At 59.9% G+C, this 16,950-nt stretch carries 16 protein-coding genes; 5 read left to right on the top strand and 11 right to left on the bottom strand.

Going from position 1 to position 16,950, the window contains the following annotated elements:
- Positions 1-11: 11 nt before the first annotated feature.
- The 4 genes from phoU to ACNA0J_RS27645 all read right to left on the bottom strand — a co-directional run bounded on the left by phoU (position 12) and on the right by ACNA0J_RS27645 (position 4,280).
- Positions 12-749: a phosphate signaling complex protein PhoU gene (gene phoU, locus ACNA0J_RS27660; RefSeq protein ID WP_415822146.1), complete on the bottom strand. Its 738-nt coding sequence runs from the start codon at positions 747-749 to the stop codon at positions 12-14.
- 138 nt (positions 750-887) lie between these two features.
- Entirely contained in the window at positions 888-1,565 is a 678-nt protein-coding gene (gene rpiA / locus ACNA0J_RS27655) for a ribose-5-phosphate isomerase RpiA (RefSeq protein ID WP_415822145.1), read from the bottom strand.
- Between the two features lie 93 nt (positions 1,566-1,658).
- Positions 1,659-3,413: an acyl-CoA dehydrogenase family protein gene (locus ACNA0J_RS27650; protein ID WP_415822144.1), complete on the bottom strand. Its 1,755-nt coding sequence runs from the start codon at positions 3,411-3,413 to the stop codon at positions 1,659-1,661.
- 45 nt (positions 3,414-3,458) lie between these two features.
- Positions 3,459-4,280: an IclR family transcriptional regulator gene (locus ACNA0J_RS27645; protein ID WP_415822143.1), complete on the bottom strand. Its 822-nt coding sequence runs from the start codon at positions 4,278-4,280 to the stop codon at positions 3,459-3,461.
- A 111-nt stretch (positions 4,281-4,391) separates the two neighbouring features.
- Between ACNA0J_RS27645 and ACNA0J_RS27640 the strand changes: the two genes are divergently transcribed.
- From ACNA0J_RS27640 to ACNA0J_RS27625, 4 genes are read left to right on the top strand one after another with little or no spacing between them, the layout of a single operon-like run.
- A complete protein-coding gene (locus ACNA0J_RS27640) occupies positions 4,392-5,198 on the top strand; it encodes a hypothetical protein (RefSeq protein ID WP_415822142.1) in 807 nt (268 codons plus the stop codon).
- A 20-nt stretch (positions 5,199-5,218) separates the two neighbouring features.
- Positions 5,219-6,955 carry a thiamine pyrophosphate-binding protein gene (locus tag ACNA0J_RS27635; RefSeq protein WP_415822141.1) on the top strand — a complete coding sequence of 579 codons (1,737 nt, stop codon included), beginning with the start codon at positions 5,219-5,221 and terminating at the stop codon, positions 6,953-6,955.
- Positions 6,956-6,987: 32 nt separating this feature from the next.
- A complete protein-coding gene (locus ACNA0J_RS27630) occupies positions 6,988-7,977 on the top strand; it encodes a Bug family tripartite tricarboxylate transporter substrate binding protein (protein ID WP_415822140.1) in 990 nt (329 codons plus the stop codon).
- A 4-nt stretch (positions 7,978-7,981) separates the two neighbouring features.
- Positions 7,982-9,046 carry a zinc-binding dehydrogenase gene (locus tag ACNA0J_RS27625; RefSeq protein ID WP_415822138.1) on the top strand — a complete coding sequence of 355 codons (1,065 nt, stop codon included), beginning with the start codon at positions 7,982-7,984 and terminating at the stop codon, positions 9,044-9,046.
- A gap of 4 nt (positions 9,047-9,050) precedes the next feature.
- Here ACNA0J_RS27625 and ACNA0J_RS27620 read toward each other — a convergent pair whose 3' ends face one another.
- A complete protein-coding gene (locus ACNA0J_RS27620) occupies positions 9,051-10,355 on the bottom strand; it encodes a DNA recombination protein RmuC (RefSeq protein ID WP_415822155.1) in 1,305 nt (434 codons plus the stop codon).
- Between the two features lie 342 nt (positions 10,356-10,697).
- Between ACNA0J_RS27620 and ACNA0J_RS27615 the strand changes: the two genes are divergently transcribed.
- On the top strand, positions 10,698-11,393 hold the full coding sequence (locus ACNA0J_RS27615; RefSeq protein WP_415822153.1) for a YrbL family protein: 696 nt from the start codon (positions 10,698-10,700) through the stop codon (positions 11,391-11,393).
- On the opposite strand, the gene ACNA0J_RS27610 is transcribed toward ACNA0J_RS27615, so the two are convergent.
- From ACNA0J_RS27610 to ACNA0J_RS27585, 6 genes are read right to left on the bottom strand one after another with little or no spacing between them, the layout of a single operon-like run.
- A complete protein-coding gene (locus ACNA0J_RS27610) occupies positions 11,372-12,067 on the bottom strand; it encodes a DNA-3-methyladenine glycosylase (RefSeq protein ID WP_415822137.1) in 696 nt (231 codons plus the stop codon). The two genes, ACNA0J_RS27615 and ACNA0J_RS27610, sit on opposite strands and share 22 nt — an antisense overlap.
- 2 nt (positions 12,068-12,069) lie before the next feature.
- On the bottom strand, positions 12,070-12,429 hold the full coding sequence (locus ACNA0J_RS27605; protein ID WP_415822136.1) for an arsenate reductase: 360 nt from the start codon (positions 12,427-12,429) through the stop codon (positions 12,070-12,072).
- Positions 12,426-13,235, bottom strand: a complete 810-nt coding sequence (locus ACNA0J_RS27600; RefSeq protein ID WP_415822134.1) for an ABC transporter permease subunit — start codon at positions 13,233-13,235, stop codon at positions 12,426-12,428. Before ACNA0J_RS27600 ends, ACNA0J_RS27605 begins: the two co-directional genes overlap by 4 nt.
- Positions 13,232-14,152 (bottom strand): ABC transporter permease subunit, encoded by a 921-nt coding sequence (locus tag ACNA0J_RS27595; protein ID WP_415808922.1) that lies wholly within the window; start codon positions 14,150-14,152, stop codon positions 13,232-13,234. Before ACNA0J_RS27595 ends, ACNA0J_RS27600 begins: the two co-directional genes overlap by 4 nt.
- Complete coding sequence (locus ACNA0J_RS27590; protein WP_415822133.1) at positions 14,149-15,276, bottom strand: ABC transporter ATP-binding protein; 1,128 nt, start codon at positions 15,274-15,276, stop codon at positions 14,149-14,151. Before ACNA0J_RS27590 ends, ACNA0J_RS27595 begins: the two co-directional genes overlap by 4 nt.
- A gap of 5 nt (positions 15,277-15,281) precedes the next feature.
- Positions 15,282-16,385, bottom strand: coding sequence for a polyamine ABC transporter substrate-binding protein (locus tag ACNA0J_RS27585; RefSeq protein WP_415822131.1), 1,104 nt, complete (start codon positions 16,383-16,385; stop codon positions 15,282-15,284).
- Positions 16,386-16,950 lie beyond the last annotated feature (565 nt).

Here is a 16,950-nt window from a genome sequence, read left to right as displayed (position 1 = left end):
CGCGGCGCGGCTCACGCCTCGCCGTTCGATTCCGTGGTCTCGGCCTCTACCTCGCCGCGCGCCTGACGTTCGGCGTTTTTAGCGCCGGTATGGCGGACATCCGCCCCCCTGACCAGATAAATCACGCGCTCGGCCATGTTTTTGGCGTGATCGCCAATGCGTTCCAGCGCCCGTGCGATGAACACCATATCGATGGCGCGCGAAATCGTGCGCGGGTCTTCCATCATGTAGGTGATCAGATTGCGCAGCGCGCCCTTCCATTCGCGATCGACTTCTTTGTCATTGCGAACGACCTGGGCAGCCAACACAGGATCCAGACGGGCAAACGAGTCCAGCACGTCGTGCAGCATACGGCCCACGCTGGCAGCCATATGGCGTATCTCGATGACCGGCATAAAGCGTTGATCGGCCTCATACATGCGTCGAACGGTATTGGCGATTTTTTCAGCCTCGTCGCCGCAACGCTCCATGTCCGTCAGCATCTTGGACACGGCCAGCAACGTGCGCAAATCAATCGCCGTCGGCTGATGGCGCGCCAGAATCAGGCCGATACGCTCATCGATCTCGACCTCAAAGCGGTTGACCTGCTTTTCGCGCTCGCGCACCTTTTCGACCAAATCCATGTCGCCCGTAGGGACCGCGTCGACCGATTCCTGGATCATGGCCTCGACCACGCCGCCCATCTGCAAAAACTGCGAACGGACGCTTTCCAGATCGGCGTCGAATTGCTTGTTAGTGTGCTCCGTCATCCGGACTCCCTGCGTAGGTTTGATCATGGCGTTACCCTTTAATGCGCAATGCGTGATGGGCCTGCCGACCCGCAAGGTTATGACTTAATTATGACAAGATTATTAATCCGGCTGCGCCGCTGGGCAAGCGGCAAAACCTCAGGATCGCTCAAGCCGCCGAATGCCGTTCTGCGTGGCTAACAACGCAATATGCGCCCCCACGCGTGCGAACAGCCCGCAAGTCACCACACCCGCCAGATTGTTCACGATGAGTTCCAGATTCGGCGCATCATCAATCTGCAAACCCGACACATCCAGGATGATGTTTCCGTTATCCGTCGTAACCCCTTCGCGCAGCTGGGGCTGACCGCCCAGCGCAATCAGCGAACGTGCCACCGACTCGCGCGCCATCGGAATCACCTCGACCGGCAAGGGGAAACGCCCCAGGCGCTCGACCAGTTTGGATTCGTCGGCAATGCAGATGAACTGCTCGGCTACCGACGCCACGATTTTCTCGCGCGTGTGAGCCGCGCCGCCGCCTTTGATCATGTGCAAGCGGCCGTCGATCTCGTCAGCCCCATCCACATAGACGGGCATGGTGGTCACGTCGTTCAGGTCCAGCACCTTGAGCCCATGCCCCGCCAGGCGGGCGGCACTGCGCTCGGAGCTGGCCACGGTACCGCCCAACCGCCCTCGAAACCTGGCCAGGCCGTCGATGAAAAGATCGGCGGTCGATCCCGTTCCCACGCCGATGATGACGTCAGGGCCGACCAGAGGTTCAATCAGAGCCAGCGCCGCATCGGCGGCCTGTTGCTTAAGTTCTTGCTGAGTAAGCATAGTGCGCTAGCGCGCCGGAGCACGCGAAAAGTCAATAAAAGCCGATATCCCACATCTGATCGCATATCCGACCTGGGATGCCAGCGCAGCAATTTAGCAGATACCCGGCCAGGCCCGCGCCAAAATCGCGTCTACATCCAGCCCGGCGGGCAATTCGCCGACGATTCCACCTGGCTGCACGAGCCGGCTGGCCACAAACGCATCTGCCACCGCCGCTGGCGCCGTTTGAATCAGCAGCGCCGCCTGCCACAATCGCGCCAGCCCCGCCGCCACATGCCGCGCCTGAGCAGGATCAATGGCCTGTACGGCATCCACTGCCGCCCGCGCCGATCCCGTCGCAGCCTGGGGCAACTGATCCGACACCTGCATCAGCCACACGTCCAAAGCGTGATCATAAGCCGGCCATGCGCCGCGCGCGAGATCCAGTTCCGCCCGCAACATCGCCAGCCCCTCGACATCACGCTGCAACGCGCGCAACACGTCCAACGCCATGATGTTCCCCGATCCTTCCCAGATCGAATTCACCGGCGATTCGCGATATAGCCGTGCCAAAGGGCCATCCTCGATATAGCCATTGCCGCCCCAGATCTCCATGCATTCCGCGATCGCATTGATGGCACGCTTGCATACCCAGAGCTTGGCAGCGGGGGTCCCCACGCGCACCAAGGCTCGCGCGTTGGCTCCCACCGTCTCGTCGCCACGCTGATCGACCGCGCGCGCCAGACGCATCGCCCAGACCATTGCCGCCTCGCTTTCGAGGGCCAGATCCGCCAACACCTGACGCATCAAGGGCTGTGCCGCCAGAGGTTGGCCAAACACCTGCCGGTATTGCGCATGATGCGCCGCCTGCACCACAGCCTGGCGCAACAGCGCCGCGCTGCCCAGTACACAATCCAGACGGGTGGTCGCAGCCATCTGCAACAACAACGGCAGCCCGCGTCCAGGCTCGCCCATCAGCATGCCCCAGGCCTGTTCGAACTCCACCTCGCCGCTCGCATTGCTGCGATTGCCCAGCTTGTCTTTCAAACGACGGATACGCACTTCATTGCGCGGCCCATCGGGAATCCAGCGCGGAACAAAAAAACACCCTGGCCCCGCATCCGTATCTGCCAACACCAGATGCGCATCCGCGTGCGGCACAGAAAGAAACCATTTATGCCCCGTCAATCGATATACCTGGCCGCGCCCCTCCGCGCCCTGCGCCACAGCCTGGGTCGTAATGGCGCGTAGATCGGATCCGCCTTGTTTTTCGGTCAACCCCATTCCGATCAACGCGCCACGCTTGGCCGAGATAGGCGCGTCGGCGGGATCATACTCATGGGAGAACAATGCAGGCAGCCATTGCTGGGCAAAATCGATCGCTCCAGCCGGCTCGTTTTGCAGCAAGGGCACGGCCGCAAACGTCATCGTCGTCGGACATAACGTACCTGCCTCGACCTGCCCCTGCATCAAGTAAGCTGCAGCACGCGCGACCTGACGACCTAATCGCGCCGATGCCTGTGCGTGCGCGGATTGCGTGGCGGGCGCCTGCCAGGCATGGCTATGCAAGCCCCGCGCCACAATGCCCGACAACAACTCATGCCAAGCCACATTGAATTCCACCTGATCAACACGATGACCATTGCGGTCGTATCCCACCCAACGCGGCGAGTAGCGATTCGCCTGCTCCCCCGCCTCTAATGTGTGGGCACGTCCCAGCCACGCACCGTGCTCGCGCAACGCGGCATCCCACGCGGCCGCCCCCTCTCGCTGCACCGCCTGCCGCAACACGATATCCGTGTCGTACAAGGAATAATCCTGCAGCGGCGCTACCTGATTCCCGACAATATGCGTCTGAAACGTCGACATACGGGCCTCCTCGATGTGGCGCGATCGTGGCGATCACTTCCCTTTTTATACTCCCAATGTTGTCAGGTCCAACGCGCTTTGCCATGAAGACTCAATCTCTGTCACAGCATCTTGCAAACGGCGCGCAACTTCATGCTGCCGATCACCCGATAGACGAGACGAAATCGCGGCCACACTGATCGCCGCCACGGGAACCCCAGCCGACGAACGAATAGGAACGCCGACTGCACTCATCCCGCTCACGAGCATGCCGTCGTTCAATGCGTAACCGCGCGCTTGCGCATCGGCTACCAATTTCTGCAGCGTCGCGTCACTGAAGTGATACCGCGCGCGCGCCTCTGATGTCCGGTCAATAATGTTCAGCATGGTCTGTTCATCTTGAAAAGCCAGCAGCGCCAGACTGCCTGCTCCCACCCCCAATGGCCGGCGTGCCCCCACAGAGAGGGTCAGGGTCTTGACCGGAAAATCACCTTCGTAGCGCGCAACGCAAATCGACTCCAGCCCTGAGCGCAAGCTCAGATACACCGTGTCTTCGGTGTCATCGGCAATCCGCTGCAAGCGTGCCGCGGCCAAGCGGCCCAGGCCATACCGATCGGCGGCCGCCAACGCCAGTGTCAATGGCCGAAAGCCCAACTGATAGCTGCCGTCCTCTTCCACATACTCCACCCACCCGAACTCTTGCAGCCCGGTCATCAGACGATGAGCAGTCGTCTTGCCCAGCTTGGTCAAGCTGACAATCTCTGCCAAGCGCAATCCCTGCGGCGCGCGCGCAAGCGCATCGAGCGCCAGGCTCATGCGGCGCAAATTCTGATGTTCCCCTCCGCGCTCCGCGCCCCCGAGTTCCGCTTGTGTGGCTGATTCCTTCATCTGTGAGGTGTCCCTGTTGGCTTGCCTGTTGTGTGTTCCATATTGAAATTATCCACCAGCCTCTCTATACTTTCATTTAACAGACCATTTATTCCGTTAAACGGAACATAAATGAATATACTGATTTTCGACAGCATCACGCAAGTCCCTCCGCACACTCACGACACCGTGGCGTACTGCGCCTCACACGGGGGCAGCTATTGCGGCTCGCTCGCCTTATCAATGGGATTGCGGGGCGTCATCCTATGTGACGCAGGGGTCGGCCTGGAACAGGCCGGCGTTGCCGCATTGCCCATTCTCGAAGCGGCCGGAATCCCTGCAGCCACCATCGGCCATCTGTCGGCCCGTATCGGAAATGGCCAAGACGGTCATCAACGCGGGCGTATTTCCCACGCCAACGCCATCGCGGCACGCCTGGGCGTCGTGATAGGAGACACATGCCGTCACGCGCTGGAAACCCTGGCCTGCCGGGCTTCCCCGGGGCCGCTCGAGACGGACATCGCCCACGCTGACGCCGAACACCGCAGTGTCGTGCGCTTATCCAACGGCGGCGAGGTCACGCTGGTCGACTCCAACTCGCTCATCACCGCGACAGATGCAGGAAAGATCGTCATCTGCGGATCGCATGGAGGCTTGCTTGGCGATGATCCAGGCTCTGCCGTGCGCGTTGATGTCCGCGCCATCGTGTTCAACGATGCAGCCGTCGGGATAGATCAGGCTGGTACGTCGAGGCTGCCTGCCTTGGATGAACGAGGCATTGCCGCAGCCTGCGTCAGCGCCTGGACCGCCCGTATCGGCGACGCGCAGTCCAGTTATCGCACGGGCGTGATATCGGCGCTGAATCGCACTGCCATTGAGGCAGGCGCCTCGTTAGGCATGACCGCTCAGACATTCGCACTACAGCTATCTCACGATTAAACCTAACAACGGAGACACAGATGACGACACAAAAACACCACTTGAGTGGTGGCGCAGCGGTAGCAGAGATGCTGAAACGATATGAAGTCGGCCCTTTATTCGGAATGGGTGGATTTCAATTGCTGCCCTTTTACGAAGCCTGCCGGGCGCTCGGACTGCGGCACACCTTGATCAACGATGAACGCTGCGGCGTATTTGCCGCAGACGCCTACGCTCGCGTCACGAATCGCGTCGGCATCGTGGACGCAACGCTAGGGCCAGGGGCGACCAATCTCGTCACAGGCCTGGCCGAGTCGCTCAATGCCGGCATCCCCATCGTCGCGATCGTCGCCGATGCGCATCGCGATCATGCCTGGAAAAACATGACTCAGGAGGCCCGGCAACTGGAAGTCCTGCGTCCCGTGTGCAAAGAAGTCATCCGAGTCGAAGCCATCCAACGCATCCCCGAGCACGTGCGGCGCGCCTTTGCGGTAGCGACCTCGGGCCGTCCCGGTCCGGTAGTGATCGCCATTCCTGAAGACATCTCTCACGGCGAGCATACGTTCGACGACGCTGATCTGTTCACCGATCCCGCGACCGCGACCTTTCAGTCACGCCGCACCCGCCCCGCAGGCGACGATCTCGCGCGAGCCGTTGCGCTGATCGGCAATGCCAGGCGCCCGCTCATTCTGGCGGGCGGCGGCGTCCATATCTCTCAAGCACACGAAGCCCTGCTCGCGCTGGCCCGCAGCGAAGGCATTCCCGTCGCGCACACGATGAGCGGCAAAGGCGCCATTGCCTGCACAGACCCACTGTCGGCAGGCGTGTTTGGACGATACGACCGCATCGCCAATGAGCTGATCGCCTCGTCCGACTGCCTCATCGTCGTGGGCTGCAAATTAGGCGAGGTGGCGACCAAGCGATTCACCATCATTCCCCCTGCCACGCCGCTCATCCATATCGATGTCGTAGCAGAGGAAATCGGCCGCACCACCAAGGCCGATGTCGCCTTGGTAGGCGATGCACGCCTCGCTCTCGAAGACATTGCCAGCGCGCTCGGCAATGGGGATTCACGCCGGGCACAACGCGCCGAGTACCTGGCTGAGGTCCCGGTAAAACTGGCCCAATGGAACGAGACGGCCAAGGATCGCACCACCTCCAAAGAAACTCCTGTCAACATCGGCCGCATCCTGGGCGAACTCAACCGGATCCTGCCCAAAGACGCTGTCCTGGTGGCCGATGGAGGCTTTGCCGCACATTGGGGAGCCCTGCTGTTCGACACCAAACAAGCTGGCCGGCACTTTGTCGCTGACCGGGGATTCGCCTCCATCGGCTACGGCGTACCTGGTGGCATGGGCGCCAAGATCGGCGTCGGCGCAGAACGTGTCGTCGTCGCACTGACCGGCGACGGCGGGTTCAACATGACCATGGGCGAAATGGAAACCGCCAAACGCCTGGGCGCCAATTTCGTTTTATGCGTCTTTAACAACGCTGCCTCGGGCTACGTCAAGGCGCTGCAGCACTCAGTCTACGGCGCAGGCAACTACCAGTCGTCAGACCTGCATGAAATGAACTACGCGGATATTGCCAATCACATGGGATGCCTGGGTATCCGCGTCGAAGACCCCGAGCAATTGGTCAGCGCATTCGAAAGAGGATTCGCGAATCGCGAGAGCCCCACCGTCATCGACATCGTCGTGACACGCGATCCCGCCCGCATGCTGCCCGCAGTCGATAACCGCACACTAAAAGTCCAAAAAGGCGACCGCCCCGTGTAATCAATCACGCAGGCTTCACAGGAGGAGACATAATGAAACTGTTGCAACCCACCCGCAGAAAGGTGCTGATAACGGGACTGGCGATGGCTTTGTCAACGCTGGGCGGCAGCGCTCTGGCACAAGCCGCCTACCCGACAGGCCCGATACGACTGGTGATCCCGTTCGCCCCCGGCGGCACCACAGACGTGGTCGGACGAATCTTTGCCGAAGGCCTATCCAAAGAGCTGAAACAGCCTATCGTCGTGGTCAATCGTGGCGGCGCCGGCGGCTCGATCGGTGCGCTGGAACTGGCACGCGCAACGCCCGATGGCTACACCATTGGCCTGATGAATGTCAGTACGCATGGCACGAACGGTGCAGTGAAAAAACTGGACTACGACATCACCAAGGATTTCACGCCGATCGCAAAGCTCTCGAGCTTTCCCGGCGTGATTGTGGTCAACCCCAAATTCGAAGGCAACACGTACCCGAAGTTCATGCAGATCCTCCAGGCCAATCCCGGACGCTACAGTTATGGCAGCTCAGGGGCGGGCGGCGCCACGAACCTGGCCATGGAGCAGTTCAAAATGATGACGGGCCTGAACATCACACACATTCCGTACCGCGGGTCAGGCCCTGCATTGAGCGATGTGGTTGCCGGGCAAGTGCCGATTTTGCTCGACGCCCTGCCCTCGGCCATGTCCTTCATAAAATCCAAGCAGCTCACTCCTATCGGTCTGGCGGCAGCAACGCGCAGTCCCCAATTACCCGACTTGCCCACCTTTAACGAACTGGGCGTCAAGGACTACGCACCTGACTTCTGGAACGGCATCATGGCACCTGCGGGCCTGCCTAAAGACATCCAGGCCACGCTCTATGACGCCATGCAGCGCACACTCAAACGGCCCGAGATAAAAAGCCGGCTAGAGGACCTGGGCGCCACCGTATCGACAGGCACCTCCGAAGACATGGCCACTCAGATTCGCGACGATGCCGAGGTCTGGGAACGCGTCGCCGAGTTCGCCAACATCAAGGAGCAATGACATCATGCTCAGCCTCCCCATGGGTTACCCGATCCTGATGAAAGAGCGACCCATGCCCGGAGGCGTTGCTCTGGCGCGCCGGCAGCTTCGTGCTCTAGCGACGAACGAAGTCCTGGTGCGCATCAGCCGCGCGGCCATCTGCGGCACGGATTTGCACATCATCGGATGGAATGCCTGGGCCGCGAAAAGCTACAAACCTCCGTTCGCGCTCGGGCACGAATTCAGCGGCATTGTCATCGATCGAGGCAATGAGGTACACGACATGAAACCGGGGGACAAAGTCGCCGCCGAGACGCATCTGCCCTGTGGCCACTGCAGTCAATGTGCCGCGGACCGCGGCCACACCTGCCTGAATCTACGGGTATTCAGCCGCCTCGATTGCGGTGCATTTGCCGAATATGCGATCGTTCCGTCGGAATTACTGCGTGTTCTGCCGGCCGATCTTCACCACAAATATGCCTGTCTCATGGAGCCTCTAGGCATCGGTGTGCGAGCCGTTCGAGAATCACAGGCACGATCAGGACAGTTGCTCGTCGTCGGGTGCGGACCTATCGGCCTGTTGGCCATCGCCGCCGCCAAAGCCACCGGTACCACACACATCATCGCGACCGATCTCTCTCATCAGCGTTTACAGCTCGCGCAGTCCGTCGGCGCAGACACGCTCATCGATTCCAGCGCAGACGACGCCAATGAACGGCTGATGAGATTAAACCCCAGTGATGGTGGCGTCGATGCAGCGATCGACACCAGCGGAAACCAGGCAGGGATAGCCTCTGCGTTGGCCGCTATCCGGCCCGGAGGCACCCTGCTGCTGGCCGGCCTGCCGAACGGCAACATCGGCCTGGATCTTTCACGTCATGTCATCCTGCGAGAAATCGCCGTGCGAGGTATCTACGGACGACACCTGCGCACTACGTGGCAAGACACCATTGATCTGCTGCCTGCACTGATTCCGGCGCTCGATCGCATCGTCACGCATGAGTTTCCGTTGCACGAATACGAAGCCGCCTTTGACATAGCAACATCAGGCCAGGCAGGAAAGGTGCAGTTCGTCATCAACCACGATTGACGACTTACCCCTCATCACCCAGCACCCGCTGCGCATCCTCGTCGGGCAAGGCCTCGACAGTCTTCAGGTTGCGCAGCATCGCCCGGGTACGCACCTCCGTCTGCCCCAATTTGCTGCTGGCCGTATCCAAGGTCTTTTTCACACTGGCCAAGGACTCGCCGAACTTCGCGAACTCGGTTTTCACTGCACGCAGTACCTGCCAAACTTCGGAGGAGCGCTGTTCGATCGCCAGCGTGCGAAATCCCATCTGCAGGCTATTGAGCATCGCGGCCAGGTTGCTCGGTCCCGCCACGTTCACACGCAAACTCTGCAATTTATCCAACAAGCCGGGGCGGCGCAGAACCTCGGCATAGAGGCCTTCTGTCGGTAAAAACATGATCGCAAAATCAGTCGTATGCGGTGGCGCCACATATTTGGCAGCGATCTGGCGCGCCTGCAATTCCACGGCTCGCGCCAGGGCCGCCCCCGCTGCACGTTCGCCTTCGGAATCCACGGCGTCGTAAGCATCCATCAAGCGCTCGTATTCTTCCTTGGGGAATTTGGCATCGATCGGCAGCCACACCGGCTCATCCCCTGCAGCGCGCCCTGGCAACCGAATGGCGAACTCTACCACCGCGTCGCTGCCCGGCACCGTTTTGACGTTGCTGGCGTATTGATCGGGCGTCATGACGTCCTGAATCAAACGGGCCAGCTGCACCTCGCCCCAGGTGCCGCGCGATTTCACATTGGTCAGCACGCGCTTCAGATCGCCGACGCCGGCAGCCAACGACTGCATTTCCCCCAATCCCTTGTGCACCGCATCCAGTCGATCCGACACGAGTTTGAACGACTCGCCGAGCCGCTGCTCCAGCGTGGCATGCAGTTTTTCATCGACGGTCCGCCGCATTTCATCCAGCCGCGCGCCGTTGTCTGCCTGTAAAGCCTGCAAGCGCTGATCCACCGTCTGACGCACATCCTGCATACGCCGGTCATTCAAGGCCACCAGGCCCTCCAGCCTTTCGCTGAATTGGGCCGAAAACCGTGCCAGGGAGTCGGCATATTCGGCGCGCGCAGCCTGCGCGTCGCGCGACAACGCGGCGCGCAATGATTCCTGGCCTTGCGCCAGCTCCGTACGCAAGCCACGGGTCGATTCGGCAAACTCTGTACGCAGCCCCCGTTGGCTTTCGTCCAGATCCGCGCGTAACGCGCGCTCCAGGCGATCCAAGCCGTCCATCAGGGTATCGATGTGCGAGTCTTCAGGCGATCGTAACCAGAGGCGCACTAGAATCAATAGACTCACTAAGGCGGCCAGAGTGGCCGCCACGGTCATCCAAGGCAAGGCTTGCGCCCACGGAAAAGCATCGATCAAGGGCAATCTCCTGAAAGCGCTATTGTAGGCTGGGAACAACACTATCCCAGGCTATAGATCCGAGGCATATGCCTCCCCTACACCACGCCCCCTCCTCTGTGCGGCATCGCTCTTGCCCGAGGCTGACCATCGGCACCAGTGCAACCTCAGGTTGCGAAAATTCCGCTTAACTTCGACAATTCTGAAACATAAAGAATATTCGCCAACATCGTTGTGCAACAAAATTTTTCTACCCTGGATGCCTTGAACGGCGCCAGACAGTCCGATCTCCTGCCTGCCCCCGTCGCCGCAGACACCTCCTGTATACGCTCGAACAGCTTTACTGCCGTGTTCGGCCCTCTGGACCTGTCTCACGCACAGGTACTGGCCAGAGGCGCGGACCGCTACGTCTTTCAGCATCCGCATGAACCCGCGTTGCTGATCAAGGTCATCAACATGGACGCCTACGCGGCCTATCTGGAACGCAAGCCGCTCAAGCGCTTTTACAAGCAGTTCCAACGTGAAAGCGCCTATCGCGTCTATCTGAACGAGCTCTCTGAATACGTCACCACCACGACAGTCCCGTCGGGCGTGTGGAACGTCCCCATGTCGCGCGTGGTCGGCCTGGCGCAAACCACACTGGGGCTCGGTCAACTGGTGGAAAAAATCACCGACGACAATGGCCAGCTGGCCCCCACGCTAGCCACCATCATTGCCCGCGAGGGGATCTCTCCCACCTTGAGCGATCAATTGGACGCCTTTTTCGATGACCTGATTGATGCGCATATCGTCATCAGCGACCTCTCTGCCAAAAACATTGCGCTGGGCAACAATGCCGACGGCAAAAAAGGGATGTATCTGATCGATGGATTCGGCGTGCTGCCGTTGATCCCGTTGTATGCCTGGAGCAAACGGTTGAACAAAATGCGCATGCGCCGCAAATACACCGAATGGCGGGCTCGCATTCAACGCCAATACGACGAAGCCCAGACCGCGACTCAGGGCACGATCACGCCGTAGCGATCCATCCAGTCATAGTCGCGATGCGGCGCCTGCCCGCGACGCAATGGATTACGCGTGCAAAACGCCGCATAAACCGGGTCAACATAGCGATAACGCAAATGCTCGTCCCGGCCCGCGGGAATACCCAGGCGAGCCGTGCTGATCAAACGATCGGGCGATTGACCGATGTCTTCCACAAAAAAGGTCTTGGGATCGAAACGCTGTGCGTCCCATTCGGGGACTTTCAGGCCCAGCGCACGGCATAGCAACGTTTGCCCTGCGCACAGACGGCCCGGTGGCCGAGGCTGTCCCTTGGCATCTGGATTCAGTGCCTGCATACGCGCCAACGACTCAGGTCCAGACACGACATCGGACCACGGATACGCCGACTTGATCAGCACGGCATTGCCCGGCCCGCCTGCGCTGAAATTCAACGAATCGCCGCCGCGTGCGTAATACATGTACACCGTGCCGCCATCCATGAACAAAGCGCGGCGCTTGTGCGTGTAGCCCAGCGAGGCATGACTGCCCTTTTCCGTCAGGTAATACGCCTCGGTTTCGATGATACGCGCCGACAGCCACAAACCGTCCAGACGGCGCCTGATGACCTTGCCCAGCAATTCGCGCGCCAGCTGGCTGGGGTCGCGATCAAAAAAATGGTCGGGCAGCGCCGGCCCGGGACCTTTTGCCATCGTCAGGCAAAGCGCTCGCCGTAGCGCTTTTCCGAGAACCCGACCGTGACTTCGCCATCGGCAGTCACCGTCACAGGACGGCGCACCAAGGCCGGATACTCGGCAATGAGCTTCGTCCACTCGGCATCGGTTTGCGCGGCCTTGCGTTCATCAGACAGGGCGCGCCAGGTCATGGAGGTACGGTTGACCAGTTTTTCCCAACCACCGACCTTGCCTGCCCAGGCCTTCAGTGTGGCGGCGGGCACGGGATGATCACGGTAATCGATGAACTCGTGCGCCACACCATGCGCCGACAACCAATCGCGCGCCTTGACGCAAGTGCTGCATTTGTTCAAGCCGTATAGCGTTGTCTGATGCTTCATTTTGAATCTGATTCCTTACGCTGTTGCAGACGGTTGAGCACGATCACGCAGATGCCCACCGCCAGGATAAACAGGGTGGCCAGCGCGTTCACTTCGGGCTTGAGTCCCAACCGTACGCGCGAAAACACTTCCATAGGCAGGGTCGTCGAACCAGGCCCCGACAGAAACGACGCCAGCACGACGTCATCCAACGAGAGGGTAAACGACAACAACCAGGCCGATATCAAGGCCGGCGCAATCAAAGGCAGCGTAATCCGGAAAAACACCGTCAACGGCGTCGCCCCCAGATCCAGCGCGGCCTCCTCAAGCGAGCGGTCCAGATCGCGGATCCGAGCCTGGATCACCACCGCCACATACGCCACGCAGAGCGTGACATGGCCTACCCAGATGGTAAAGGTGCCATTTTCCGCCGGCCAGCCCAGCAGTCCCCGCATTTCCACAAACATCAACAGCAGCGAAATGCCCAGCACGACCTCGGGAATCACCAGCGGCGCGCTGAGCATCCCTAAATACAGGGTAAAGCCGCGAAACCGTCCCATGCGTCCCAGCACATAGCCCGCCCAGGTACCGATGATCACCGCCGCTGTCGCCGTCAATGCCGCGATCTTGAACGACAGCCACGCCGCACGCAGCAACGCGCTGTCGCTGAACAACGCGTGATACCAACGGAACGAAAAACCGCTCCATGACGTGACCAACGGCGAGTCGTTGAACGAAAACACCATCAAGCTGAGAATGGGCACATACAAAAAGAAGTAACCCAGTCCCAACGCCAAACCGCGCGCCGTTTTATTGGGCCCCTTCATGCTTGCCCCCGCGTCGCCATGTCTTGTTGACGTACCTGGCTGTACTGGAATAACGCGAGCGGCACCAGCAACAGCAGCACCATGACGCAAGTCACCGCCGACGCCATCGGCCAGTCTGCATTATTGAAGAACTCGTTCCACATCACGCGCCCCATCATCAGGGTATCGGCGCCACCCAGCATTTCTGGAATGACGTATTCCCCTACCGACGGAATGAACACCAACATGGCGCCGGCTATCACCCCCGGACGCGACAGCGGCACCGTGATGCGCCAGAAGGCCTGCCACGGGCGCGCGCCCAGATCGTAGGCGGCCTCCAGCAAACGCAAATCCATCTTCACCAGATTGGCATACAAAGGCAAGATAAAGAACGGCAAATACGCGTAGACCAAGCCGATGTAGACCGCCAGATCCGTGCGATAAATTTCCAGCGGACTGGAAATCAGCCCGATGCTCATCAAGAACTTATTCAGCAAGCCATCATTACGCAGAATGCCGACCCAGGCATAGACGCGCAGCAACAGCGACGTCCAGAACGGCAGAATCACGCCCAACAGCAGGAGATTGCGTATCGAGGGCGACGATCGCGCGATGTAGTACGCCATCGGATAGCCGATCAGTACACAGCACACCGTCGTGATGGCCGCCATCTTCAGCGAACTCAGATATGTGTCCAAATACAGGCTGTCGGTGAATAGCCGGATATAGCCCGCCAGATGCAGACTGAACTGCACCGCCTCGTCTTTGAACTCCGTCAGCGCCGTATACGGGGGGATGCCAAACTGCAGCTCGGCAAAGCTGATTTTGAGCACCAAAAAAAACGGCACCAGCAGAAACAGCGCCAGCCAGAGATACGGCGGCACGATCGCCAGCGTACGCCCCGACGGGATCAAGTCGCGTAGTGCAGGCAGCTTCATGACGCCAGCACCGTCGCGCTGTCGGCGCTCCAACTGACGTAGATCTCCTCGTCAATGCCCGGCGCGTCGATCAGGGCCAATTGCAGACTGGGCACGCTCGCCTCGACGACTTTGCCGGAGTCCAGACGTATCTGATACAGCGCGTAGCTGCCCATCCAGGCCATATGGCTGACCATGCCATGCGCCCAGTTATAGTCGCCCTCGGGTTGAGCACGCGAGACCACCAGCCGCTCCGGCCGGATAGACACGTGAACCTCCATACCCAGCGGTTCGCTCACCCCATGGCTGACATAAAGCGGACGCGTCAGCTCCGCGCACTCGATCGCGACATGATCGGGCTCATCCACCACAATCGTGCCGGTCAACAAGTTGGTCGAACCGATAAAGCCCGCCACAAAGCGCGAATTCGGAAACGCGTAAACATCCTGCGGCGTGCCGCATTGCACGATTTGACCCTCGGTCATGACCGCCAGACGATGTGCCATGGTCATGGCTTCTTCCTGATCGTGCGTCACCATGATGCAAGTCACGCCGACCTGCTCCAAAATCTTGACCAGCTCGATCTGCGTCTTTTGGCGGATCTGCTTATCCAGCGCAGACATAGGCTCGTCCAGCAACAACAGCTTCGGCCGCTTGACCAGGCTGCGCGCCAGCGCGACACGTTGCTGTTGCCCGCCTGACAATTGATGCGGCTTGCGGCGCGAATAGCCCGCCATCTGCACCAGATTCAGCGCCTCGAACACGCGATCATGAATTTCCGCGCGGTCCACGCCCTCTTGTTTCAGACCAAAAGCCACATTGGCTTCGACCGTCATATGAGGAAACAGCGCATACGACTGGAACATCATGTTCACCGGCCGCCGATACGGCGGCACACTGGTGATGTCCTCGCCATCCAGCATGATCTGGCCCGAGGTGGCCTCCTCAAAGCCCGCCAACATGCGCAACAACGTCGACTTGCCGCAGCCGGAGCTGCCCAGCAAGGCAAAAATCTCATTGCGCTTGACCGCCAGATTGACCGAACGCACGGCGACCACGTCGCCAAAAATCTTGACCAATTCGGAGACCTTGACGAACTCGTCAGGGTCTGCCGAATGTTGCGCCGCGTAACGGCTTTCACTCATGATCACTATCGTCCGGACTTGAGTTCCGCCCACATGCGAGTCTGCAGGCGCTGGATATTCATGGGCTGGGCCTTGATCACATACAGTGTCTTGGCAACATCTGGCGGCGGATAAATCATCGGATTTTCGGCCACATCCTTGACCACGAATTCCCGCGCGGCCTTGTTGGCGTTGGGATAGAACATGGTGTTGGTGATGGCCGCATGCACCTTAGGCGTCTCAATATAGTTGATGAAGGCATGGGCCTCATCCACATGAGGAGCGTCTTTCGGAATAGCCATCACATCGAACCACGCGGGCGCGCCGCCCTTGGGGATGAAATAGTTGATTTCGTAAGGTTTCTTGGCGTCTTGCGCACGCTTGCGAGAGATCATCACGTCTCCCGAAAAACCGTACACCATGCACAGATCGCCCACCGCGAGCTCGTCAATATAGCCCGACGAACTGAATTGGCGGATATAGGGGCGGATTTGTTTCAACAGATCCAGCGCGGCCTTGTAATCGTCGGCGTTTTCGCTGTTGGGGTCTTTGCCCAAATATTTGAGCACGGCAGGAAACACCTGCGCCGCCTCATCCAGCATGGAAATACCGCATTCTTTCAGCTTGGCGGCGTTTTCGGGCTTGAACAACATGTCCCAGCTTGCCAGATCGGCGTTCTCGCCCATGATCTGCTTGACCTTGGTAACGTTGTAGCCGAGGCCGTTGGTGCCGTACCCCCAGGGAATCACATGCTCATTACCCGGATCGATCGTAGCGACCAGCGCCATGATGTCGGGATCCAGATTCGACCAGTTGGGGATCTTGGACTTGTCCAGCTTTTGATACAAGCCGCCCTGGATCTGACGCGAGGCGTAATGCGTCGACGGCACGACCACGTCGTAGCCCGATTTCCCGGTCAGCAGCTTGGCCTGCAGCGTGTCATTGTTGTCATAGACGTCGTAGCGGACCTTGATACCCGTCTCGCGCTCGAACCCCGGAATCGTGTCCGGGGCCGTGTATTCCGCCCAGTTGTAAACGTTGACGACCTTGTCCTGCGCCCATGCACCGGACGCAGCAGCCGCAGCCAACGCTACCCCTAGCGTCCACTGCATTCCCGCCTTTATCTTCATCGCGAGCCCCTTTTGCTGCATTCTGCGAATGCGAAATTGCTAAAGGGCAAAATGATAAAGCCTTTTTACCGGTGGTTGACTATGGGATCGGGGGGATTGTCGGCGAATTAGGGGGGAGATTGGTCCAGGCAGGTGGAGAGAGTCTCTATCCGGGCATGAGAAGATGGTTCCAGACAGGCGCAGGGGATCTCTATTTAGACGTTCCTGCCGGGNGCCNGAAAGCCGCACCGGNCCTATCGCACGGACTCGCCCCATNANCAGGGGGCTCGGTCCGCTACGCGGACTAAATCCGNGCTCAACGGCCCGGTGCGGCTTTCTGGCCCCCGGCAGGAACTCACAACAGTGGCTGACCGCTGACGCTAGCCGACCATCGCCGGTGCCCACTCAAATGTCACCGACACACGACGACCGCCCCTGCAGGAGCATTGTGGAATTCCAAACACCGGAGCCGGGGTTTGCCGTGTAAAGGGGATGCCGACCCGTTGAGGCCGCCGAGCCTGGTGTGTCAGGCGGGGGGAAGTCGGCTGGGCATGTTTGAGTGGAGCGCAGCGGAGCGAGTTTGCCC

Origin of the sequence: Bordetella tumbae (genome assembly GCF_965139195.1) — a bacterium.
In the GTDB taxonomy this organism is placed as follows: Bacteria; Pseudomonadota; Gammaproteobacteria; order Burkholderiales; family Burkholderiaceae_B; genus Bordetella_A; species Bordetella_A tumbae.
This window is presented reverse-complemented; position numbering and strand designations above follow the sequence as displayed.